We start from the raw sequence: 22,549 nt of genomic DNA, 5'->3' as shown, positions 1-22,549 counted from the left end.
TCTTCTTTTGGGCTCATCTGGCTGTCTTATCTTCGGAGGCGTTCCGCGAAGGACCCTGGCGGTGCCGCAGGATTTGTACTCGCAGTCACGTCGAACGATGCGTCGTAGTAGGAGTCGCGGCGGCCAGGGATCGGCATGCAACACGACATGTTTCTCATTCATAGAGACCAGGGACTCCCTTTCTGACAACGGCTCTCTTTCATGTTTAGTCTGCTGCTGAAACCCATCTAGGAAAACTGAGACAAGGGAGATTTATTCCAGACCGCGTTGGAAAAAGTGCCGGAAGCTTTTCGCTTCGCAATGAGCGCTGTCTGTGCATTCAAGAAAGTTTCTGGCCCAATGAGGAATAAATCCTGCGCACAGCAGTTAGCGAGAGTACCGGGCCTCTGACTCTCTCGCAGGCGCAGTCGGCTGCGACAGTCAAAGAGCCCGGGATCAGGAGGAACACCAATGTCCCTTCGCAGGAAGGCTCTGCTTAGTGGATGCCTTTTGGCAGCGGCCATACCGCTGGCTATAGGCATTACCGGAATCGGTCAACAATCAGCCAAAGAAGCGCCGGCGGGCTTCAACACTCCCAGCTTCAACAGCGCAGCAAGCATTAGTAATGGAATCGTCGAGCCGCCCGGAGACTCGTTTGCTCGGGATCAGAATGTCTATGAGAAAAACGAGGCGGTAAAGGATGGACTCGGACCTGTGTACAACGCCACTTCCTGCGTCACTTGCCATCAAAATCCGAATAGCGGGGCGGCCAGCCAGATCACAGAACTCCGGGTTGGACACAATGATGCAAATGGCAATTTTGTAAACCCGACAATCTTCATTAACGACGGGAAAGACACGATTACCGGCAGATCCATTGTCGATGATCGCGCTATCGGTCCGCAGGCGCAAGAGCACATACCTGATACAGAAACCATCCGCACTTTACGAGCTGCCCTCAACACTCTAGGTGATGGATTTGTGGAAGCCATTGACGACAGCACCCTCATTGCGATTGCAGAAAGGCACCGGAACTGAGCGAGGGAAGAATTCACGGGGAGGTTGTGCAGGCCCCTATTTTCGAAGCTCCTGGACAGACCCGCGTCGGACGCTTCGGCTGGAAGGACCAGCACAGCAGCTTGCTCTCCTTTATTGCTGATGCCTATCTCAATGAGATGGGAATCACGAACCGGCTGCGCCCCACGGAGGTTACTCAAGTTCTTAACATCACCAAGGGCATTAACGATCAGCCAGATGACCTTGGCTTGGCCGACATCGATCACTTTGCTCAGTTTATACGCGGCACCATGGTTCCACCTCGTGACATAACGCTTGCCTCAACTCCTGCTGCTCTCAAGGGTCAGCAACTTTTCCGCCGGCTGGGTTGCAGCACCTGCCATATAGAAACCATCATCACGGCGCCCGCTGGAACGGTTATCGATGGTGGTCAGTTTACTGTTCCGGAAGCTCTTGGGGATAAGATCATCCATCCTTTCGGAGACTATCTGTTGCATGACATCGGCACAGGCGATGGAATCGTTCAGGTTGGACCACAGGACACAGCCAATAAATTGCGAACGGCCCCTCTGTGGGGTTTGCGCGATAAGGCTCGTTTCATGCATGACCTGAAATCTTTGTCCTTGGGGAATGCCATTGAACGGCATAAAGGCGAAGCACGCGAGGCTGAGAGGCGTTTCGATGAACTGAGTCCGGAAGAGCGAGCAGCGCTGTTCGCCTTTCTCAATTCTCTGTGATCACGGGCTATGGCAGATCGGCATCATGGCCGACTTGTCTTCGTAGCCAAGGGTCAACCGTCTCTCCTCGCAGCGAGACTAAACAGAATAAGAAGACATGTTGCGTGTGCGTACCCGTGTTTATGCAACTTGTGAAACCATTTTTGATCCCATAACCAAATTTCACAATTTGACCTACTTTCTTAGTAACTGGTTGTAACCGGCGAATAATCACTAAAGTCTCATGGCTGCATGGCTCCGGATAACTTCTTGTTCTTCGCCTTTCACTTCCAGAGCCGTGCGACTTGAGAACTAAGGAGTGCAGTAATGCATAAACGGATGCAAAGCATATCCATGCTTTTAGTGCTGGCCACAGCGATATTGCCGATGTATGCCAGTGCGGATGCCAACGACGTAGATAGCGCACACGCAGTCTTTGTCATGTCAAACGCAGCAGATCGAAATGAAGTGATCGCGTTTGCACGGGCCACTGATGGCTCATTGCAGGAGACTCATAGGTTTCCAACTGGTGGCCGGGGAAGCGGTGGCAACCATGACCCGTTGGAATCTCAGGGCTCTCTGACTCTCAGCCAGGATCACTCTCTACTGTTTGCTGTCAATGCAGGAAGTGGCGAGGTTTCTGTGTTCCGGGTTCACGGCTCTACTCTTGTTCTCTCGGACAAAGTTCTATCCGAGGGCAGTGAACCAAACGCAATTGCGCATCACGGAAATCTCGTTTACGTGGTCAACACAGGCGGGAGCAGTAACGTCGCAGGATTTCTCCTGGAAGGAGATCATCTGCGTTACATCAAGAACTCGCTTACCTTTCTCAGCACCAATACTTCCGGTGCAGCATCCATTGCCTTTAGTCCTGACGGCCAGTTCCTCGCTGTGACGGAGCGTCTCACCAACAACATTGACGTATTCAGAGTGCTGGCAGATGGCAAACTGTCCCCGATCGTGACCAACCCGAGTGCTGGCCCCGGTGTGTTCGCGGTCAGTTTTGCGCCTGAGGGGGTCGCGATCGTTTCTGAAACTGGGCCAGCGAACGTGACGAACGGATCAGCAGTTTCTTCCTATGCGATTCTTCCGAACGGCACGCTCTCAGCGATCAGCACCAGTGTCCCAACTCTCGGTGCAGCAAATTGCTGGAACGCAGTCACGCCTGACGGCCGCTTTGTCTATGTCTCCAATGCCGGTTCCTCAACTATCTCGGGATTTGCAATCTCCGCCACTGGTGTGCTGTCCGCGCTCCCAGGGACGGTTGTAGGCGAGAATCCCAACGGGGCCGGAAATCTTGACATTGCTGTCAGCGCCGACGGCAAGTTCCTCTACACGTTAAATTCTTCCAATGGAACGGTCGGCATCTTCGCGATCCAGAAGGATGGGACTCTCAGTAATGTGGGCTCGTCCACCGGCATCGGTCAAGATACTGGATTTAACGGAATCGCAGCGAACTGATAATTTGAACGCCTGCGCATCACAATGATCTTGTAGTCCGCAGGCGTTCTCTCATTCTGAGTCGGATTGATATCGTGGTTGAAAATTACCGAGCCTTCGTCTGGATTTGCGCTTGGCAATAGATTAGTTGCCAACTTCACCGCACGCGCCGAGCGGCGTCGGCTTCCTCTGCCATATTCATAAATGTCTGCAGGAACTCTTTCGATTGGCCGACGAAGAGCCCATCCGCAATGAAGCTTTTCGCCGTGGCAACAGCGCCTCCAAAATGGTCATCCAGTGGCCGGATGACAGAGCAGCGTGGCAAGTCTTTACTAATAAATTCACATGGGACGGGAAAGATCAGGTTGGTCTGGAAAAGGGGGCCGCCTGGCGTGACATTGAAATTCGGAAACGTTAAACCTTTGTCTGTTACGGGGGTTTGCGAGTTATCAAAACTAAAGGGCGGGCCCTGGACAGCGTTGCCCGCAAAATCCACCCACTCGAGAAAGTGAGCGATCTCGTCACCTCCGATGCCGAGCGTAATCTTGAGCACCTCCAGGTCCCTCACCTTTTGGCTCAAACTGGCATAAAGGCTCGAGCCGCCCTGCTCGATGTAGCCAAAATGAAATGCCGCGGTGTCAGCAATTGCCTGAATATGATTTGGATCATTGAAATCGGCATCCGTTCGGGGAATGGCAGGCCGATTGACAATCTTGATCGCTTGCGGGAACGTGGCACCAAAATCAGGATTTGTAGAACTGCGGTACCGAATATACCAGCTCGTGTCGACGTTCAGATGCATGAGGTTTGTGAGCCGGCCGATGTTCTGGGCTCCTGTTGCAGTACTGCCTTGCAAAGTGCGGAATTCGTCAAAATTGACTGGGTCCGCTCCTCGCGACTCCAGGTAAGCATTAAGGAATGTAGCGTGGCTGATCTCGTCAATGGTATTGCTGGTGATGTATTGGGAGCCATCGCCATCTAAAAACTGAAAGGCTAACTGATAATTGTTTTGCGTTCCTTCTGTAACTCCGCCGAGCTCTGCATATTGTTGCCACAAGTCATTTTCTATAAGCTCGGCAGCAGCTAGAAATCTGAGAATCGCCACGTCTCCTTTCAGAAGACGGATCTGATTTTCTTGACTCAGACTCTGTGCAAAGGCTTTCGCGCCGCCGGGCAACATGGTGCCTGCAGTTGCGACACCTGCAGCAATCACTCCCGTTGATATAAACACCCGGCGGTTCAATGAGGTTTTCTTAGGCTCATTCGAGTCATGCATTGTTATTTCATCTCCAATCCGCATCGTTCGCGCGTTGCCGCGCAACCATGAGAACTGAAGAAAGCCGTGTTTATTCCAGGAGCCTAAAAATACCTTTGCCTCTCATCACAAGCAAAATGTCACGAAAAAGCAGCGGTTTCTCCGGACTCGGGACGGATCGAGATAACCACGACTGGAAATCGATCCTGTTTACAAATTGGCGTCCCGGCATTCCAACGACGATTCAGGATTCCATTTTTCAACCGTTGTGATATATGGAAAGGTCGAAGGCAGCGGACTGGGTCTCGCAATAGCGAAGAAGATTGTTGAGGGTCATGGCGGGGAGATCTACCTTGATGGGAGGAGTGCGATCGGAGCTTTCTTCAAGATCAAGATTCCTTTTGCCATTCCCCAGCGATCAATCCGCCCGCGTCATCCGCTCGACGCGCATGTCAAGAGGCATGCCGCGTAGTGTGAACACGCCCTAGCATGTAGCTTTTTTTAGCCCACCAGGAAAAGCTCGATCCCGTGTGCCTTTCCGAGATTGCGCGAGTACTTTTTGTCGGCTCCATTGTTCCAATGTTCATGTACACCGAGGCTACGGCATCGGACGCCGTCGCGTTCAGGATCGTAGAACGTCTTTGATGGCGGATCATGAGCCAGAGCGGATTCACGCAGATAGTTGTCGGCATTCGCAATATCCGGAAGGTCGGGCCATTCCGAAGTCAGAAAATCGAAGCCGACTGAATCTATCGCGACGCCGTCAAGCGACATGAAGATGCTGTTCGGCCAGGCATCATTGAACGGTACCATCTTCCACTTACGGTGAGGCGGACCGTCAACGTTATCATTTCCATACAGCCCATCGATGATAAAGAGAACGGTCTTCTCGCCGAGGTCTTTATGCCCCAGGAAATCTGTAAATGCCGAGTAACTCGCCGAGCCGTCGCGATTGTGCTGGAAACCATCGTGCGCGTTCTTCCGCCAGTCGGTATAGATACTTGTGCAGCCGAACAGATTCTTCGCGCAAAGTGTCACTCCTGAACTCACATGCGCTCTCAATATCGCGGCATCGACGAGGTATGTGGCGTCTATCACCACGGTATCGAGCCCCTTTGCGTTGCGGCTTGTAATCGAGAAGGGAATCGCGTCAGGCTTGAATTCGGCCTTCACACCCCCGTCGCCGCCGACGTGGTCCACAAACACGACGCCTGGGAATTCATGGTGAACCTTCTCGTAGAGATTGCCGGGGATCCACCTGCTGGAATCGAAGATGGTGATCGACGCTTGCTGAACTTTCGCCGGCCCGGTCAATTGCCGGACGAGCGAAAGGATCAGATGAGGCGACGAATTCAGCCGGTCGATCGTGCCATGATCGGTTGTGTTATTCAGGTTTGCCTTGATGGCGATCTTCTCGCCGGCCTTGTATCCAACGTTTCCGCGTCCATGAGTGCGATTGAAATAGTGAAAGATGGAGCTCCACGCCTGGGTATCGCTCTTTTGATTGGTGAGGCCGCAGATGGACCGGGAGACCATGTGGTCAATCACAGCCTGGTTATTGTTGGCGTCCGTCCACCACGAACCTGTGCCATCCCAGGTCACTGCCGCTGGATCGTGCGCCCAAGTGACTCGGCCGGGAACCACGCCGCGGGGAACACCCATTGGGGGCAGCGGTTCGAACAAGGAAGGCCGCAGCAAGCTAGCAGCTGCAATTGACAGGGCAAATTGACGGCGATTCATTTCCATTTCTGTCTTATTCCTCTACACACAATCTATCGGTTACTCAGGTCAGTTTCCCAACGTTCGCAATACGAGAAGTGGTCTGTCGGGCTGTCCTGCCAACATGGAACAAACTCACCGCACGGTCACACGTAATCCTGAGGCATGGGGCACCGGGACTAAGTACTGGCCATGCTTGAGGGACGCGCGCTTCGAATCGTGCGTGATGTGCGCCTCCCGTGCGTCCAGTGCAGTCGCGTGTAGCGTTTCCGTCTCGACCGTGCTGCTGCGGCTTGGACCAAAGTCAAGTGACAGCTCCAAGTCATGAGCTGCGTCCTTATTCAGAATTACCACCGCCATCTCACCGCCTGGCAACTTCGCGGCATAGGCCGCGGCGTCTACGCCCGTGGCCTGAATCTGGCTGGTCAGATCGGCCTTCACCAGAGTGGCGCCGCAGAGTTCGCCCGCAAACATGAGCCCGTACGCCACGGGCTCGAGAGTGTATTGGTCCCCGAAGGTCGCGATAGGCGTGTAGAACGGGTGCGGGTGGCTGGCGATCTGTTCCGGCGTCTCTCCCGCGTCCTTCAGCATCAAGTCTCCCGGCAGAGATCCGCCCACCGAGTTTGCCACCGATTTTCCTGTGCCTCCGTGCAGATTCACGCCTGAGTAGTTTTTACTCGCCAACAGGAGCGAGTAGTCCGCCGACCATAACGCCGCTGCAAAGACATCGGATACGCCGGGCTTGCCGCCCCGATAACAGGTGTTACCCTCGGTCATTCGCACGCGCACGCCCATCTTGTCCGCAGCGGCGGTGGCTGTGTCGGCGGTTTTCTGCACGCGCAACATCGTCGCCGGTTTTAGCAGGTTGGAAATGCTGACCTCGGGATTCGTCGCGGGGCCGCCGAAGTAGTAATGGTGGGTCACCGTTGTGACGTGCGGTGGGTTCTGGACGGAGGGCCACATCTCGGCGATCTGCGTCAGCCAGCCTACGTTTGCCGCCACGTCCGGCATGCCAAATTTCGCGTCCGGAACCGCCTTTAGCACCGCCCGCGCGATGGCCAGCCACTCGTCCAAGTAGGTTTTCGCATTCCACGTCTCTGGATCGCGCAGGTGTCGACTGAACAGGTCAACCTCGTTACCGACCTGGAAATACTGCAGCCGTTCCCCCAGCGTTTTGGCCACGTACTCCGCCTCGGCCGCAGCCCCCTCCGCTGAGTTTGTCCCCATACCGATCCCATACAGGCACGTCCATCCGGTGGCCCGCAGGAAACCAGCGAGATTGCGCACGGCCTCAGCCGTCACGGGATAGTATTGCGCCTTGGGCTCGCCCTCCACCTCGCGCGTTTGCGGGTGCTCCGGCTCCTTTACGTCGGGCGTCGGCTTCCACCACTCGAACTCGCTCGTGTTGCCGCCGAGCCGCAGCACACCGTGCGCGCTCAGCGTCTTGAATACGCGAATTAGTCCCGTGTTCTTCGGCGAGAAAAATGTCGGATCCAGAAGCTGCTGTACCTCGTACGAGAGCCCGACGTAATCCTCTGGCATGTGCGGGCCGTTCGCCTCGGACGGAATGGTTAACGTCACATGCGCCGCTCCTTGCGCGCGAAGACGCGTGGCGGCAACACTCATTGCAGCGGCAGCAAGAAAATGGCGCCGGCTGATTCGATTCATCTGGATCGCTCTCTCCGCCGGAGGCATCGCGCTCGCTCCGGTTTTTATCGCACTTCAGTATAGACGGCGTATCCGTCGGGCACGCCGCGCACCGTCCCCCACGGGGATGAGCTCCACGTTGTCTTGGTCCTGTGAACGCAAATTGGCGTAATGCGATGCATACTTGGCGCGATCAGATTAGTCTATGCAGATCATCATCCTTACATTGAAGGTGTGGCAACGTACGAGATGTTTGCGAGCAGCCTGCATTTGAGAGAGGCTCAGCAGCGTTAAGGAGGCCACCAATAAAAGCGCTTGTACTTAACGCGATCGGCGGACGTTTCGATCTCGAGGAGATACAGATCTCTACGCCAACAGGACGCGAACTCCTTGTCGGCGTGCAGGCGTCTGGACTGTGCTATATCGATCTGTTGTGCTACACACGAGTATCCCTACACCTGCGGTGCTGGGTCATCAGGTTGCGGGAATCGTGCCGTGGGATGACGCTCGGATAAATCACGAATGGAGATCTACGAATGAGCAAACACATAAGCATCTCGCCAGCGGAAGCCGCGGACCGGCTCGCAATCAGGGAACTCGTCGAAGCATACGCACATTGCGCCGATCGCCGGGATGCCCAGGGTCAGATGGCTCTCTTCACTGCGGACACGCACTTCGTGGTGTACATGAACGCCAAGGATCCGACTCCCTCACAGGAGTTGCACTCTCGCGAAGCGCTCGCTCCAGTATTTGCAGATCTGAACAAGTACACTGCCACGATGCACTTCATCGGACAGAGCACGATTCGCACCTTGACAGCAGACAAAGGAACCGGCGAGACGTACTGCCTGGCACACCACCTTACCATGGTGGATGAAAAGCAACGGCTCATGATCGCAGCGCTCCGTTACTACGACGCATTCGTGAAAAAGGATGGTGAATGGTTCTTTGCGGAGCGCCTGCTCTATGTTGACTGGATCGAGGAGCGCGGTCTGTGATGACACCGATCGACCAGGAAGTTTCGGGCACCTCGATAACTGTTTCAACTGTCCGGCCTAAAGTGCTTCGTCATTCTTGGTGGTTGTGCGTTGTTGAGGATTTGTCATTGAAAGCGAAGCTTCAGTCGCGACCGGACTTGTTGCTGTCCTGTCCTTGTTAGGGGCTTCTTGTGCAGCTTTCGCAGTCGCGCACAGCCCGTTCGAAGAGAACATCCGACACGAGCGACAGACGTTCGGCGACGGAGGAAGCTATGAACCGGCGATAAGTCGTTGAGTGTTCTGCTCTTGTTTACTCCGGGTACGAGTCACTGAACATCGATTCCCGCTTTTGGGCTGTTGCTCAGCCTCGTCCTGAATGACATCCCGGTGTTCGACGAGATCCCACCCTTCAAGCGAACGACGTCGCTGCTACCGAAAGAGAGCGAACGCCGCAATTCCGAGGGCGACTGCATCTTCAAGAAGAGCAGCTGGTAGATCACGTCCAAACTTCCTTGCTAAAAGGCTCCTGGCCTTAGCTCCTCCAAATGTTCCGGCCACAGCCCCTATGATTCCCGCCACGAAGCTAATGATCATTCCGTTGCGAGGAAGCCCGATCGCAAGACCGCATAGAGCACTCATCACGATTCTGGTAATGAACTGAGGAGGTATCAATCGGCTTGGAGTCTTCGGAAGCTTGTCGTTGACCAACTCTCCGATCGCCATGAGGGTCAAGATGTACGGGGTGAACGCATAGCCCAGGAAAGCGAGCCAAGTGTGGTCTAGAGGCAAGATCCCAAAGCGGGCGCCCCAACTGACAGCGGCTAGTCCAATCAGGGCTCGTAGCCCGGAGGCGGTGCCAATAAGAAATCCGTTGATGAAGATAAACATGAAAACTCCTCAAGCTCGTCCGAGCGTTGTTGGATTGATCTCACAACTTGTGCCTGCGCCACGCCTGCGCGTAGCGAAGCCTTCTCTCTGATTGCAGAATGGGATACCGGTAGCCGTTGCCGCTCCAAGACAGCTTTGAATTTGCGTTTCCAACTGGGGCGAACTTGGAAATGCAGGGTGGTAGCGTGCGTTTATCCGTGCTTGGTTTGCGGCGTGATCCGCACGGATCTGTGAAGCAGATACACCACGAAGAATTGGAGGACGGCGATAAAGAGCGGCCCAGCGCATTTTCCAAGATCATGCTCAAACAGACCGATTCCGGCATCCAGCAATTGCATGGCGCCGGCGAGCGCACCCAGGATCAGCAACGCAGGCGTCGCCTGCTTGTAGATCGATCCCAATGCGAACAAAGCGAGAGGAATTGTGCGTGCCGCCGCGTACATCGCCAATAGCAACGACGCCTCCGTTGGAACGGATTCGGCAGGAACCAGGTATTGCGGACGGATGATCGCCGCAATGGAAAATCCGCTCGCGATCAGGACATTGATTGCCGTGACCAGCGAAGCCAGCCGAATCGCTTTTATTGTTGTCATCGATTCCTCTTTCTGAGTAAGCTCGTCCGAGCGTAGTTGGATTGATTTGACAACTTGTGTTCGCACTACGCCTGCGCGTAGAGCGAAACCTTCGTTGATTGAAGAGCGGGATACCTGTTATGTTTTCCCCCTATCAATTGTCGTCAGACCGTAAGAACTACCCTCCCGAAGGGGCGGCCTTCAACGAGATAACGCAGAGCCTCAGCCGCTTCGACCAAAGGAAACGTCTTAGCCACGATCGGTTTGATCGCACCGGATTGAAGTAGAGAGACGATTGCGTTCCAAGCGTCGGTAACGGTCGCCTGCGGCTGACGAAACATATTGAGACTCCGGATGCTGGCTTGCGGCACGATGAGATCTGTCACGTCGATAGTCGTCTTACGACTCGCGGAATACCCCAGTGTCGTGAGGCTTCCTCCCAACGCGAGCGCTTTGAGCGCTTCGCTCAACACCTCACCGCCGATCCCGTCGATGATGATGTCTGCGCCATAGCCGTCGGTGATACGACGTACGCCGTCGGTTAACTTTTCCACGGAAGTATCGATGACCTCATTGAATCCGAGCGCCATTGCCTGTTCAGCTTTCGCATGATTCGTGGTGCTTGAGATGGCGTGCTTTGCGCCCGCGGCACGCGCCAGTTGTGTCACCGCATTACCGACCGATCCCCCGATCGCAGGCGCCAGAACGGTTTTGCCTGGACGAAAACCGGCCAGAGTAAGAGCCACTTGCGCGGTGAGATACGCAACTGGGATGCCTGCGGCGGTTACGTCATCGACACCATCAGGTATCAAGCAAAGATCTTCCTTCCGAACAGCAATCCACTCGCTGTAGGTTCCGTCCTCAAAAGCGCCATAGGCACCCCAGAACATCACGCTTGAGCCAGCGGGAAAATCCGTTCCGCCTCCCTCCTCGACCACACCCGCCCCTTCGTTTCCCAGGACCAACGGCACCTCCGGGATGTGAAAATTGCCAAAGAGAATCGTATGGTCGAGCGGCGTCACGCCTGCAGCCGTGATTCGCACCAGTACCTTCCCGTCTGTGGCCGTTGGTTTTGGAAGCTCTACGAGCTTCAACGCTTCATAACCGCTAAATTTCTCCGCTCTCATTGCACGCATATCGCTTCTCCTTTTCCATGTCACTCCTGACCTGCGCCGCTGGGCCGCAACTTCGGAGATGTTAATGTCGATTCGAGACCATCAGCAGATCCCGAACTGCTTGAGCCCTTGTCCCTCGTCGAGCGCTGTGGATTATTGATATAATCCTCACACAGGATTAGATTCGTAATCCTGATTTGGTCGCACATTATTTTCGGAGAGGTTCAGATGGGTTATTCCCAGGCGCAAAAGGAGAGGACGCATAAGCGCATCGTTGCCATTGCCTCAAAGAGATTCCGCGAGAAGGGCCTCGCGGGATTTGGAATTGCTGAGTTGATGAAGGAAGCGGGCCTGACGGTTGGCGGCTTCTATAAGCACTTCGACTCTCGTGACGAACTCGTGGCGGAGGCACTCAGCGATGCATTCGGAGTCTGGCAGCGCCAAAAGGAAGCCGCTGAATCGGGTGGGCACTCGCTATCCTTCGAGAACCTTATCGACGACTATGTGAGCGATGTGCACCGCAAGAACCCAGGTGCGGGCTGTGCCTTCAGCGCATTGGCCCCGGAAATCGCTCGCAGTGACAAGCGGACTCGTGCGCTTACCTCTAAACAAGTCAAGGCAGATCTTGAATTGATTGTCGGGTTGCTGCCAGGCAAGGACAAGCGTGCTAGATCGAGAGCAATCTTGATTTTCAGCGCTCTCGTCGGAGCAATGTCGCTGGCGCGCGCCGTATCGGATGAGTCTCTATCGCGTGAAATCTTGAAGACGGTGGCAGACCTTCTTAAACATCCCGCCTGAAAGCGACATGGCAAGGTATTCGGTGCAGCGTCTCTCAATCAGACTTGCCCTCTGCCGCCATCGACGAACAGTTCGATACCCGTGATGAAACTGGAATCATCGGATGCCAGAAAAAGCGCGGCTTTAGCAATTTCATCGGGTTCTCCCATGCGTCCCATCGGGATGGTGGACACGATTCGTGCAATGGCGTCTGCAGGTTGCCCATCGATAACGGGCGTATCGGTCGGCCCTGGACTAATAACGTTGGAACGAATGTGACGGTCCTTGAGATCCGAGGTCCAGGTTCGGACGAAAGAACGGAGTGCAGCCTTTGTTGCGCCGTAGACGCCGAAGGCGGGCGTGCCCTTTACGCTCGCTACTGAGCCGTTCAGGATAATCGAGCCGCCATCGTTCAGCAACGGTAGGGCTTTCTGCACTGTGAACAGAGTTCCCTTGACGTTGATGTCGAAGAGTTTGTCAAAATGCTCTTCGGTGATTTTGCCGAGAGGAGCAAATTCAGCGACGCCGGCATTGGCGAAAACCACGTCGATTCTTCCTTTGATCGCAACAGCCTCGTAGAGACGATCAAGGTCGGTCAAATTGGCAATGTCTCCTTGAACGCCAGTGACATTGCTGCCAATTGCTTTCACCGCTTCGTCGAGCTCCTTTTGACTACGGCCTGTGATGAAGACGTAGGCGCCTTCTTTCACAAAGAGCTTTGCGGCAGCCAACCCTATCCCGGTTGTGCCGCCGGTAATCACCGCTACTTTTCCTTGCAGCTTCTTAGTTTTTGCCATCGGTCGTTGTCCTCTGCCAGCCTTGCTCTTGGTCGTCCGCAAAATGTGGGTCGACCATTTATGAGGGGAAACTCTTGCCAAACATGGGAAGTCCGCTGACGGATTCTTTCCGTGTGGCTTCGTCTTGCAACACGTCCCAATGCTCGGCCAGAAGACCGTCTTCAAACCGGACAATGTCTGCCGCGATCCAGGCTGCGGGCCTTCTGATTCCGGAGAAACGGCCGTGCGCAATGACATCGTCGCCTTCTGCGACAATGAGTTGGTTTTCGTAGCGCAACGCATCAGGCGTCGAACGGACCAGAGCAAACAGACCCTCTCGTCCCGGCGCGATGTGTGCGCTGTGCTGAATGTACTTCGGCGACCACAAGCGTTCTGCTGTTGCGTAGTCGCGTTTATTGAAGAGAGTGTCGAAGGCTTCGAGGACGATTGCCTTGTTCTGTTCGGGTGTTGTCTTTGGCATGTTCAGCTCCGTGTGAGTTCTGATGGTTGGTAAGTTGGGTAATCGGAATAGCCACGCGGCCCCGAGCCGTAGACGGTGTCCCAATCAACCTCAGCGAGAGGGGCGTTCTCTCGAAATCTCTGTACCAGGTCGGGATTTGCGATGTAGGGTCGGCCGAACGCCACCAGATCAGCCAGCCCATCCACGATAAGGCGATTGCCGCGCTCGCGGTCCATCTTCACGTTTGCGATCAGCGTGCCCTTGAAGAAGGGACGGAAATGCCTGAACATGCCATCGCCGGCCAACTTCTCGAGAGGTGTACCGCTGAAGTCCGTGGTATTGCCCATGAGCAACAAGTGCGAAAGACCGTAGGTGCTCAACTTCCGAATGGCATATTCGGTGACGGGTAAAGTTTCCTTGTTGGCTTGAAATGCGCTGCCTTCGTGCATCGGGCTGATCTTGACTCCAACCCGTTGTGCTTCGACCTCACCCAGGACCGACTCGACTACGTCGAAGAGAAAACGCGAGCGATTTTCCAAGCTCCCGCCGTATTCGTCTTTACGCAGGTTGGTAGCGGCATTCAGAAACTGCGAGATCAAATAGAGATAGTTGGCGAGGATCTGGACACCATCGAAGCCGGCTTCCATCGCGTTTCGTGCAGCTCGCGCGAAGTCCGCAACCGTGACTTGAATCTCCTGCTTCGTCAGAGACCGCGGTGTTACCGTGGGCTTTCTCCCCGTCGGTGTGACCGAGATCTGGCCTGGATCGACGTTCGATGCCGACACGGGCTGCGCGCCGTTCAGTAATTCAGGATGCGAGATGGCGCCGGTATGCCAGAGCTGTGCAATGATGCGGCCGCCGGCTGCATGGACAGCATCCGTAACGCGTCGCCATCCGCGGATCTGCTCCTTCGTCCACAATCCTGGCGTATCGGCCCAGCCGAATCCTTGCGGGCTAATCGCGGTGGCCTCTGCGATGATGAGTCCGGCCGAAGCACGCTGCGCATAATACTCCGTCTGCAAGGTCGTGGGCACATGATTATGCGATTGCGCACGCATTCGAGTGAGAGGTGCCATGACGATGCGGTTAGGAAGATCGAGGCCCCCCATTCGATAAGGTGTAAAAAGCGGTTGATTCAACATCACATGAACTCCTCTATAGATCGACTGGACGTTCTTAAGGGATCACTTCGACTGCATCGACGCGCGTGGGATAAAACGCAAGGTGGTCCTTAATGTCGGCAACTGCCTCATAAGGGTTTTCGTAGGTCCAAACGGCATATTCCGATTTCGTTCCACCAGTGGGAATGCTGTAGTACGTGCAATCGCCCTTGTACGGACAGTAGGTGTAGTGCGTGGTCCGAACGAGCAGCGACATGTCCGCATCGCTGCGCGGCAGGTAGTAGACGGGTGGATATCCCTTCTCCTCCAACCGAAGTGCTCGCGTCGATTGAGCGACTATCCTTCCAGCGACCGTTACACGCACCTTGCTCTCAACTGGAGAAATCGCGATGGGATGATCTGGGCCAGGAATTCTGATCTCTTTACCTTTGCTCGAAGTGTTATTCATTGAGTTCCTCACGTTGTCAGTTAAAGCTTGGAACCGCCATCGACGGGAATACTGGCGCCGGTGATCCAGCGCGCCCCGTCGGACGCCAGAAACGCAACGACGTCGGCGACATCTTCGGGTTTGCCGATTCGTTTGAGCGCCTGCATTCCCAGAGCGACCTCGCGTCCCACTTCGGTCTTTGTAAAATTCGACATGTCGGTGTCGATGATGCCTGGCGCAACAGCGTTTACCCGTATGCCGCTCGGCCCGAGAATAGCGGCCCAGTTTTTGACCAGAGTCTCAAGTGCTCCTTTGGTCGAGGCATAGGCAAGAATCGAAGCGTTTTCGAGACCGGGCTTGCCCACCACCTCGCGCGCTCCGAGAGAAGAGATAGCAACAATGCTTGAGCCTTCACCAAGAACCGGCAGGAGTTGCTGCACCAGGAAGAATGGGCTTCGGACGTTTGTGGCAAAGAGGCTGTCGAATTCCGCTACCGTGTGATCCGCAATGCGTGCCGCCTTGCTGATTCCGGCGTTGAGCACAAGCACATCCAACCGATCGCCGAAGGTGGAGCGCACCTGTTTGGCGAGCAACGATGCGCCGTCCGGAGTTCCTAGATCCGCCGAGATTGCATCGGCGCGTCCGCCTTTCTTTTGAATCTCAACCACTAGAGACTCCGCTTCCTGCTTTGAGCGGCCATAGTGAACCAGAACATGAGCCCCGGCCTCAGCAAGAGCCACTGCTGTCGCTCTGCCGATTCCTCTAGATGCGCCCGTTACAAGCGCCGTTTTGTTTTGAAGTGTAGTCATTGCTCTCTCTTGCCCTTTCACATCACGGGTAGATCGTTCTTTAGCCCATAGCTGGCGGGTGCGCTGTTTAGGCATTCATTCCGCCATCTACAGTAAGGTTCGCCCCCGTGATGTACGAGGACTCCGGACCGGCGACAAACGCTACCATAGCGGCGATCTCATCTACGTGCCCGTAGCGGTCGAGCGCTGTTGCCGCCTTCTGCGGTACTGCCCAATCACCCGAGGCGGGATTCAAATCCGTGTCGATCGGACCCGGCTGTACGTTGTTGACCGTGATGCCTCGGCTCCCAACCTCCCTGGATAGTGCCTGAGTAAACATCTTGACGGCTCCTTTCGTTGCCGCGTAGGACACCAGCCCTGGCGCAACGGCACGCTCGCCCACCGCCGAACCGACCATAATGATGCGGCCACCATCCTTCATGTGCTTCAGCGCCGCCTGCGTGGTGGCGAATACACCGCGGACGTTGATGTCGAGCACACGATCCATCTCCTCCAGCGTTGATTCCTCGAACGGTTTTGGAATCGCCGTGCCGGCATTGTTCACCAGCACATCCAGTCGGCCGAAGGTCGCGACGGCCTTTTCGACCGCACCCTTGACTGCTTCGACGTTGGCAGAGTCTGCCTGGATCGCGATGGCATTCCCGCCGCCGAGTTCAATCGCTTTGACTACGGCCGAGGCTGCGCTTGCGTCCTTTGCATACGTGATGGCTACACTTGCTCCATCGGCGGCCAGACGTTTCGCAATCGCTGCGCCAATGCCCCGGGAACCACCGGTTACGAGTGCCACTTTCTTCGCTAATTTAGACATGGATCTCCTTTGACCTGCTCGGAACAAGTCACAAAGCCGATTCAACTTCGATTCTGCTCGACCGTGCGCCGGCGCTTCTGAACCATTCAGTTCTATACGATGACGAAAGCGCAGCGAGGATGCAAAGATATTGAACTATTTAGTTCTTTATCGGATAATGTGTCTATGGGGCGCCCGAAGAACTTTAGCCGAGAGGAAGTGCTGGAGAAGGCGATGCCCGTCTTCTGGAAGCACGGGTTCGCGGACACAAGCCTCCAGGAACTGGAACGAGCCACAGGCGTGAACAAGTCAGGGCTGTACACCGAGTTCCGAGACAAGGAAGATCTCTTTGTAGCGTGCCTGCGGCACTACCTTGAGAGCCAGGAGAAGAGAGGATTTCTCACCAGGGAGCCTCTTGGCTGGAAGAACGTTGAGACTTTTCTTAAGAATGGTCCTCTCAACAAGGGGGAACAGCAGGGGTGCTTTTCCGTCAACTCTATGCGGGAGTTCGCTATCCTTCCGGATGAGGCTTATGGGGTCGTGACAGAGAATCGAGCGCTATTACAGCGACTTCTCGCCATGAACATCGAAGCGGAAAAGCCTAAGATGGCTGCTTCTGCAATTGCGGAGATGGTGCTGTCCTACTTCTCCGGATTGTGCATTGAGCGCAACCTCAAATCGGGTAAAGCCTCGTCTACCCGCAAGATCGAAAACTTTATGACAGCCCTTCGCAATCTCTAACCTGAGCCGACTCAGCTGCGCTTCGAACAGCTGCTAACATCTCCTGCCTTATTTGGCGCCGCGTAGGACATCGCGATCTACGTCGAATTCATCGGCGCGCGAAAGCTTTCTCAGTTGCAGGACAATCTTGCGAGCTTGGCGCTGGCTCTCTCGGCGGACCAATTGAAGATACTGGACGAAGCAAGTCGGATCGAACTCGGGTTCCCCTACCACCTTTATACGAAGAGATGGTCCGTGCAATCCGCTACGGCGGCCTGCGAGACCGGATTTTGGCTTGACCGTCCTTGTTGAAAAGCCGACATCAACGCGCTCCTCGCCGCATAGGTGAGCGTGCAGCTTATTTTGCCCACAGGTGCGAATTCGTCCCGATGAGCGTGCAACTGGCCTGGGCCAGTGAGGCTAGTGTCCGCCTACGGCCCGGGGGAGCCTCGGTTTATGCCAGCAGGCCAAGGCGCCCATCCAAGGCTCGTCAAGGCTCACTTTGCGGGCGCCTTCCGATTCCTGCGAGCGTCGGGTTTTAGAGAGTCGTCGATTCGCGTGCTCGCCCCGTAACGCAGGCCATCTACCAGCAATTCGACCATTCTGCGCGCATAGACAGGCTCTTCCCCGTGTGGTCCGTGGCATAAGGTCGCGACAGCTCGTAACAGATCGTCGGCTTCAATACCTGGGCGCACTACTCCCGCTGAAACAGCCGCTTCCAGTAGTGTTTCAAGTGCTGGCCGCAGGCGTTTGTCGAAGTATCCAGGCAGAGCGCTATAGGCCGGGTCGCCCGAGTGCAGCGCGGCTGCAAGCCCTCGCTTGGTAGCGACGAAGTCCATGTAGCGTTGCATCCAGCGAGCCAATGCCTCACCAGGCTCATACTTACTCGCGAGGTTAGGGGCCGCATCGGCGCAAGCATCCATTTGGGTCCTAAAGACGGCCAAGATGAGATCCGACCTGCGCGGAAAATGACGGTAAACCGTGCCGAGGCCCACTCCCGCCCTTTCCGCAATCTCACGGACCGGCGCATCAACTCCTGACTTAGCAAAGACCTTCATCGCCGCGTCAAGTATTGAACTCATCTTGCGCTGCCCATCGGCGCGCATCTGGCGAGGCTTGCTGTTTTCGAGTTTCTGATCGTCGGTTCGTTCTGCAATTCGCTTTTTCATGGCTGGAGAGCTTGCAATCGGAACAATGTTCCGCTTATTATATGGAACATGGTTCCGGCTATCCCTAAAGCATATCAGGACTCAGCCGCACACCGTAAAGGGAGGACAGTATGCAATCCAAACGCATCGCTCTGGTTACCGGGGCCAACCAAGGAGTCGGACTTCGGGTCGCAAAGGAACTCGTGGCGAACGGCGTCACTGTCCTGGTCGGGTCGCGCAACTTCGAGCGTGGCGAGGCTGCGGCCAAAGAGATTGGGCCTGGCGCCATCGCGCTCCAACTAGACGTGACGGATCGGGTCTCGATCGCTACCGCGGCGGAACGCATCCGAATGGAGTTCGGCCGCCTCGACCTGTTGGTTAACAACGCAGCTATCTCGAATACGAGGAAGGGCAGCTTGTCCCTCCAGGAGTACAGGAAGATAACCCTCCCGAGCAACGCATCCCTAGACGAAATCCGGGCGGTGTGGGAAACAAACGTGTTCGGGGCGCTCGCTGTGTACCAGGCTATGCTGCCACTACTGCGCGAGTCGTCGGACGCCCGCATCGTCAACGTGTCGAGCGGAGTCGGCTCGCTGACGTCGAACGCCGACCGATCCCACCCCTACCACGCGTCCTACATCCCGGTGTATCCGGCATCCAAGGCAGCTCTCAACGCGATAACACTGGCCATGATGATCGAGCTAGAGTCGACCGGGATCAAGCTCAACCTTGTCTCGCCCGGATTCACCAAGACGAACCTCAACGGATATGCGGGCACTGAGTCTGTCGAGGATGGCTCCCGCGAGGTGGTGCGCATTGCACTTCTTGGCCCGGATGGCCCATCAGGTACATTTACGCGATGGGAAAACGTAACGATCCCGTGGTGACGGGGCAACCATGAAAAAACACATATCAGGAGGAGATCAAGTATGACGATCTTAATTACTGGTGGAACAGGGCTCGTGGGTTCGCGACTTTTGCGACGGTTCGTCGAAGCCCGCGTGAATTGCCGTGCGCTCGTACGGCCAGGCAAGGAAGTTCTCGCCGGAGCCGCGCCTGTAGAGGGCGATCTTCTCGTTTCGGATTCGTTGAAGCAAGCTGTCGAGGGCGTCTCGGCGATCGTCCATCTTGCCGCGGTTTTTCGAACTCAGAACGAAGATGACATCTGGCGAGCCAATCTCGATGGCACGAAAAACCTGATCGCCGCTGCGAAAACCCACGTTCAACAGGCCCGCTTCGTTATGGCAAGCACCGGACTGGTCTATGATGCGGACGCATCCCATCCCGGCCTTGAAGATGACGCGACCAATCCCAAACTCGCGTATCCGGCAAGCAAGATCGCTGCGGAGAACGAACTCCGCAATAGCGGACTCAACTGGAGTATCCTCCGTCTCGGCTTTGTCTACGGCGATGGGGACGGACATCTGGCGGCGGCACCGAATTTGGCAGCGAGGTTCAAGTGGCACCCGGCAAGGACTTTCAGCCTCGTTCACCAGCGAGACGTTGCAGGCGCGGTCGAATTTGCTCTGACTGGGGCAATGGATGGGCACATCGTCAACGTCTGCGACGACGCGCCGACCACCCTCTACGAGATGGCCCGCCTTATTGGCTCCCCCATTGAGCCGTCGGCGGAGCCCTTGACCGATCCGTGGATGGGCCGCATAGATGGATCACGTCTTCGCAGCCTCGGCTTCCAGCCTACGGTTCCGACTGTGTATCAAGCTATGCAACAAGGAATATTGTGACGAGTGCCCGCGACCGGGTCCGTAAAAGGGGCACGGCCAACGAGTACATGCAGGAGTTGCCGGACAGCGTGAGGAAGATGGTCGGTGAGGTGTACGCCATGCTCACGAAAGGAGGGGAGTCTCAAGAGAGTCCGAAGCATTTGCCACCGAAAGCCACAAATTCATGCGAGGAATTTGCTGTAAGTGATTGAAAAGAATGGTAGGCACGAGGAGACTCGAACTCCTGACCTCTACCGTGTCAAAAATCTGGATGAGTGTAACTCATTGATTTCCGGAGCATCGGCGACTACCTAAGGCATCCGAAATCACCCTAAATCAAAGTTCCGTACCGTCGCGCTCTCGAAAGTAGAGGTCTGACGCATGACTAGAATCACAGGCTTAGGCGTCTCGTGATCTCTACCCGTGGTCGGTAGAAGTCTACGGCACACACAGTTAGTAGGCTTAGTTTTAATGCGTCTGCGTAATAGGCCTGCAGCGCGGCTATTGCGGCTCCGCAGTTTGCCCAATCGCTGGGCAGCAATAGCTACCCGTCTCAGAATTAGACGCTTACGCCCTGAGGCTGCACAGGTTTGGGAGGCAGAGCGGTGCTCAATTTCTGGATCGCGTCCTGGAGAGGCTTGTAACTTTGCGTCAATTGCATTAATTCAATGTAGGTATCCCCAATATCCTTCCACAGAACCTTGATGCTGTCGTTGGACTGCATAGTGCCGGTCACCGGAGTCTTGCTAAGGCTGTCGTCGAGTTTCCCGGAAAGATCGAACATGGACCTTGGAGTTCGGTTGGCTTTCGTATCCAGCCGATTGACATCCGCGTGCAGCATCTCGGCGAACCGTAACGCGCGATTAACCTGCGATTGCATCTTGATGCGCAGCAGGTTCCCCCCCAGGGCGTTAAAGCGAATGAGGTATTTCGCCTCCACACCTTTGGCTTTGGCAAAGTCGACGTCGCAGCTTTTCTCATAAGCGTCCACCAGACCGATGAGGTGATTCAGAATAATGACCGTTCCTTCCAAAGCCTTGGCGGAAAGGTAAATCTCGTAAGAGTCCTCGAACGCGCAGATCGCGTCCACAGCCTCGTCGGACGAGCGGTGAACCGCTTTTAGCGCCTGCAGCAGGTCCTGCAGTGCCTCGAAGCCGTGAAATCCCGTCAGCAGGCCAGTGCCCGCCTGCGGATGCGGACTGACCGCCGCGTCTCCCACCAATAACGCCGGAAACTTCGGGCTGATCACGTGCCGCGCCCGTTTGATTTTGACCTCGAAAGCTCCAACCGCCTTATCCTTTGCGTTCAACTCATGCATCACCTGGCCCTGATACGCCCGCCCTGCCACGTCCATGCACTCTCTCAGCTTCGTGGAGTTCTGCTTGAGCAGAGCGAAGTCGGCAGGGGTCGCCTGCTTCAAGGTCAAGAGTAGATACTCTGAGTTGTCCGTCGATATTGCTGTTGCCATCGCGATCGACTTAACTTCGTTCTGGAGCTTCGATTGCAAACTCGCGTCGTAGGTCTTGGTGTAGACGCCATAGATAGCAAAGTTGCTTGCGTTCAGGGTTTCCGTGTCGAAACCCAGAGTCTTTTTAAAGAGATCATTTTCGATTCCCGATGCGCCCACCGCCAGAATCAGGAGGTCCGCGCTGATGATCTCCCTCTTCTTCGTCGAAGCCGCCTTCTTCGCGTGATCCCATTGGGCGATGGTGATCGCCATACTCTTGAAACGCCCGTCGGAGCGCTTTTCCTTGCCGATAATATCGACGGCGACCCAGCCCTCTTTCATCTTGACGCCGCAGCTCACCGCTTTTTCATGAATGGCAGTTTCGATCTGGGATAAGGGCGCGGCTCCCGACTTGCCCACAGCTTGCGCCTTGATCTGAAGGTGCTCTAGGTGCTTGCCGACCGGGGTGGGCAGTGCGGGCACGTTCATTCGCGAATACTCGTCTGCGCGCATCTCCACCAGAGTCACCTTGCCGGAGTTGAACGTCTGAGCCGCCTCAATTGCACAGAAGAGCCCGATTGGCCCTCCTCCTAACACTACGATCTTCTTGAACGACATCCGAGCACCTCTGGGGGTTATCGCGCCACGGGATATCGAGCCGAGGACTGCGTCTCGGGCACGGGAGCCAACGGCGCGGCCATTATAGCTCGAACATGAAGACCTTTGATCAGTTCGACTCCAACTTCCGGCCTTCGATAGACGAGCGCCAGATAAGCGTCAAGCAAGTCAGAGGCACACTGAGTTGCTGACGCGTGCCGTACCACTCCGGCACGCCAATAGCCGCACAACCTTGGATATTTACACGCAGGCAGTAGCAGCTGATAAGCTCCAAGCAAGTCAGAAGCACGTTGAATTGTTGATAGGTTCAGTACCGTTGCGTACCGTGGAGAATGGCAGGAATGCTGTAAGTGATTGAAAATATGGTAGGCACGAGGAAACTCGAACTCCTGACCTCTACCGTGTCAAAA

Annotated in this window: 23 protein-coding genes; 9 read left to right on the top strand and 14 right to left on the bottom strand. The window is 55.5% G+C overall.

Translation table 11 applies throughout. The features are described 5' to 3' along the window. Positions 1 to 450: 450 nt before the first annotated feature. From H7849_RS15995 to H7849_RS15985, 3 genes are all read left to right on the top strand, one after another. Positions 451 to 1,017: a di-heme oxidoredictase family protein gene (locus tag H7849_RS15995; protein ID WP_186740649.1), complete on the top strand. Its 567-nt coding sequence runs from the start codon at positions 451 to 453 to the stop codon at positions 1,015 to 1,017. A 26-nt stretch (positions 1,018 to 1,043) separates the two neighbouring features. Further along, the gene (locus H7849_RS15990; protein ID WP_186740648.1) at positions 1,044 to 1,733 is read left to right on the top strand and encodes a di-heme oxidoredictase family protein; all 690 of its coding nucleotides are present in this window, start codon (positions 1,044 to 1,046) and stop codon (positions 1,731 to 1,733) included. 306 nt (positions 1,734 to 2,039) lie between these two features. Further along, entirely contained in the window at positions 2,040 to 3,173 is a 1,134-nt protein-coding gene (locus H7849_RS15985) for a lactonase family protein (protein ID WP_251106305.1), read from the top strand. A gap of 136 nt (positions 3,174 to 3,309) precedes the next feature. Here H7849_RS15985 and H7849_RS15980 read toward each other — a convergent pair whose 3' ends face one another. Further along, a complete protein-coding gene (locus H7849_RS15980; protein ID WP_186740646.1) occupies positions 3,310 to 4,428 on the bottom strand; it encodes a ferritin-like domain-containing protein in 1,119 nt (372 codons plus the stop codon). 247 nt (positions 4,429 to 4,675) lie between these two features. Between H7849_RS15980 and H7849_RS27530 the strand changes: the two genes are divergently transcribed. Continuing rightward, on the top strand, positions 4,676 to 4,879 hold the full coding sequence (locus tag H7849_RS27530) for an ATP-binding protein (RefSeq protein WP_186740644.1): 204 nt from the start codon (positions 4,676 to 4,678) through the stop codon (positions 4,877 to 4,879). Between the two features lie 29 nt (positions 4,880 to 4,908). Here the strand turns inward: H7849_RS27530 and H7849_RS15970 are convergent, their stop codons facing one another. After that, positions 4,909 to 6,147, bottom strand: coding sequence for a DUF362 domain-containing protein (locus tag H7849_RS15970; protein ID WP_186740643.1), 1,239 nt, complete (start codon positions 6,145 to 6,147; stop codon positions 4,909 to 4,911). Between the two features lie 114 nt (positions 6,148 to 6,261). Next, on the bottom strand, positions 6,262 to 7,794 hold the full coding sequence (locus tag H7849_RS15965) for a hypothetical protein (RefSeq protein ID WP_186740642.1): 1,533 nt from the start codon (positions 7,792 to 7,794) through the stop codon (positions 6,262 to 6,264). A gap of 515 nt (positions 7,795 to 8,309) precedes the next feature. On the opposite strand from H7849_RS15965, the gene H7849_RS15960 reads away from it, so the two are divergent. Continuing rightward, entirely contained in the window at positions 8,310 to 8,771 is a 462-nt protein-coding gene (locus H7849_RS15960) for a nuclear transport factor 2 family protein (protein ID WP_186740641.1), read from the top strand. Positions 8,772 to 9,179: 408 nt separating this feature from the next. On the opposite strand, the gene H7849_RS15955 is transcribed toward H7849_RS15960, so the two are convergent. The 3 genes from H7849_RS15955 to H7849_RS15945 all read right to left on the bottom strand — a co-directional run bounded on the left by H7849_RS15955 (position 9,180) and on the right by H7849_RS15945 (position 11,346). Next, positions 9,180 to 9,638 (bottom strand): DUF4126 family protein, encoded by a 459-nt coding sequence (locus H7849_RS15955; protein ID WP_186740640.1) that lies wholly within the window; start codon positions 9,636 to 9,638, stop codon positions 9,180 to 9,182. A 191-nt stretch (positions 9,639 to 9,829) separates the two neighbouring features. Continuing rightward, positions 9,830 to 10,231: a hypothetical protein gene (locus H7849_RS15950; RefSeq protein ID WP_186740639.1), complete on the bottom strand. Its 402-nt coding sequence runs from the start codon at positions 10,229 to 10,231 to the stop codon at positions 9,830 to 9,832. Between the two features lie 143 nt (positions 10,232 to 10,374). Beyond that, positions 10,375 to 11,346, bottom strand: a complete 972-nt coding sequence (locus H7849_RS15945) for a quinone oxidoreductase family protein (RefSeq protein ID WP_186740638.1) — start codon at positions 11,344 to 11,346, stop codon at positions 10,375 to 10,377. 207 nt (positions 11,347 to 11,553) lie between these two features. Between H7849_RS15945 and H7849_RS15940 the strand changes: the two genes are divergently transcribed. Then, positions 11,554 to 12,123 (top strand): TetR/AcrR family transcriptional regulator, encoded by a 570-nt coding sequence (locus H7849_RS15940; protein WP_186740637.1) that lies wholly within the window; start codon positions 11,554 to 11,556, stop codon positions 12,121 to 12,123. A 38-nt stretch (positions 12,124 to 12,161) separates the two neighbouring features. Here H7849_RS15940 and H7849_RS15935 read toward each other — a convergent pair whose 3' ends face one another. The 6 genes from H7849_RS15935 to H7849_RS15910 all read right to left on the bottom strand — a co-directional run bounded on the left by H7849_RS15935 (position 12,162) and on the right by H7849_RS15910 (position 16,503). Beyond that, a complete protein-coding gene (locus H7849_RS15935) occupies positions 12,162 to 12,899 on the bottom strand; it encodes an SDR family oxidoreductase (RefSeq protein ID WP_186740636.1) in 738 nt (245 codons plus the stop codon). Between the two features lie 58 nt (positions 12,900 to 12,957). Then, positions 12,958 to 13,359: a nuclear transport factor 2 family protein gene (locus tag H7849_RS15930; RefSeq protein ID WP_186740634.1), complete on the bottom strand. Its 402-nt coding sequence runs from the start codon at positions 13,357 to 13,359 to the stop codon at positions 12,958 to 12,960. 2 nt (positions 13,360 to 13,361) lie between these two features. Beyond that, positions 13,362 to 14,480: an alkene reductase gene (locus H7849_RS15925; RefSeq protein ID WP_186740632.1), complete on the bottom strand. Its 1,119-nt coding sequence runs from the start codon at positions 14,478 to 14,480 to the stop codon at positions 13,362 to 13,364. A 34-nt stretch (positions 14,481 to 14,514) separates the two neighbouring features. Then, the gene (locus tag H7849_RS15920; protein ID WP_186740630.1) at positions 14,515 to 14,907 is read right to left on the bottom strand and encodes a DUF427 domain-containing protein; all 393 of its coding nucleotides are present in this window, start codon (positions 14,905 to 14,907) and stop codon (positions 14,515 to 14,517) included. A 20-nt stretch (positions 14,908 to 14,927) separates the two neighbouring features. After that, positions 14,928 to 15,695 carry an SDR family NAD(P)-dependent oxidoreductase gene (locus tag H7849_RS15915; RefSeq protein ID WP_186740628.1) on the bottom strand — a complete coding sequence of 256 codons (768 nt, stop codon included), beginning with the start codon at positions 15,693 to 15,695 and terminating at the stop codon, positions 14,928 to 14,930. A gap of 67 nt (positions 15,696 to 15,762) precedes the next feature. Continuing rightward, complete coding sequence (locus tag H7849_RS15910; RefSeq protein ID WP_186740627.1) at positions 15,763 to 16,503, bottom strand: SDR family NAD(P)-dependent oxidoreductase; 741 nt, start codon at positions 16,501 to 16,503, stop codon at positions 15,763 to 15,765. A gap of 165 nt (positions 16,504 to 16,668) precedes the next feature. Between H7849_RS15910 and H7849_RS15905 the strand changes: the two genes are divergently transcribed. Continuing rightward, positions 16,669 to 17,223, top strand: a complete 555-nt coding sequence (locus H7849_RS15905) for a TetR/AcrR family transcriptional regulator (RefSeq protein WP_186740625.1) — start codon at positions 16,669 to 16,671, stop codon at positions 17,221 to 17,223. 476 nt (positions 17,224 to 17,699) lie between these two features. Here H7849_RS15905 and H7849_RS15900 read toward each other — a convergent pair whose 3' ends face one another. Further along, positions 17,700 to 18,371, bottom strand: a complete 672-nt coding sequence (locus H7849_RS15900) for a TetR/AcrR family transcriptional regulator (RefSeq protein WP_186740623.1) — start codon at positions 18,369 to 18,371, stop codon at positions 17,700 to 17,702. Positions 18,372 to 18,481: 110 nt separating this feature from the next. On the opposite strand from H7849_RS15900, the gene H7849_RS15895 reads away from it, so the two are divergent. Both H7849_RS15895 and H7849_RS15890 read left to right on the top strand, forming a co-directional pair. Beyond that, complete coding sequence (locus H7849_RS15895; RefSeq protein WP_186740621.1) at positions 18,482 to 19,237, top strand: SDR family NAD(P)-dependent oxidoreductase; 756 nt, start codon at positions 18,482 to 18,484, stop codon at positions 19,235 to 19,237. A 42-nt stretch (positions 19,238 to 19,279) separates the two neighbouring features. Then, positions 19,280 to 20,095: an NAD-dependent epimerase/dehydratase family protein gene (locus tag H7849_RS15890; RefSeq protein ID WP_186740619.1), complete on the top strand. Its 816-nt coding sequence runs from the start codon at positions 19,280 to 19,282 to the stop codon at positions 20,093 to 20,095. A gap of 538 nt (positions 20,096 to 20,633) precedes the next feature. Here the strand turns inward: H7849_RS15890 and H7849_RS15885 are convergent. Then, positions 20,634 to 22,139: an FAD-dependent oxidoreductase gene (locus H7849_RS15885; RefSeq protein WP_186740617.1), complete on the bottom strand. Its 1,506-nt coding sequence runs from the start codon at positions 22,137 to 22,139 to the stop codon at positions 20,634 to 20,636. Positions 22,140 to 22,549 lie beyond the last annotated feature (410 nt).

Source organism: Alloacidobacterium dinghuense, assembly GCF_014274465.1.
Taxonomy (GTDB): Bacteria; Acidobacteriota; Terriglobia; order Terriglobales; family Acidobacteriaceae; genus Alloacidobacterium; species Alloacidobacterium dinghuense.
Note: the sequence above shows the minus strand (reverse complement) of the source record. Positions and strands in the feature narration are given on the sequence as shown.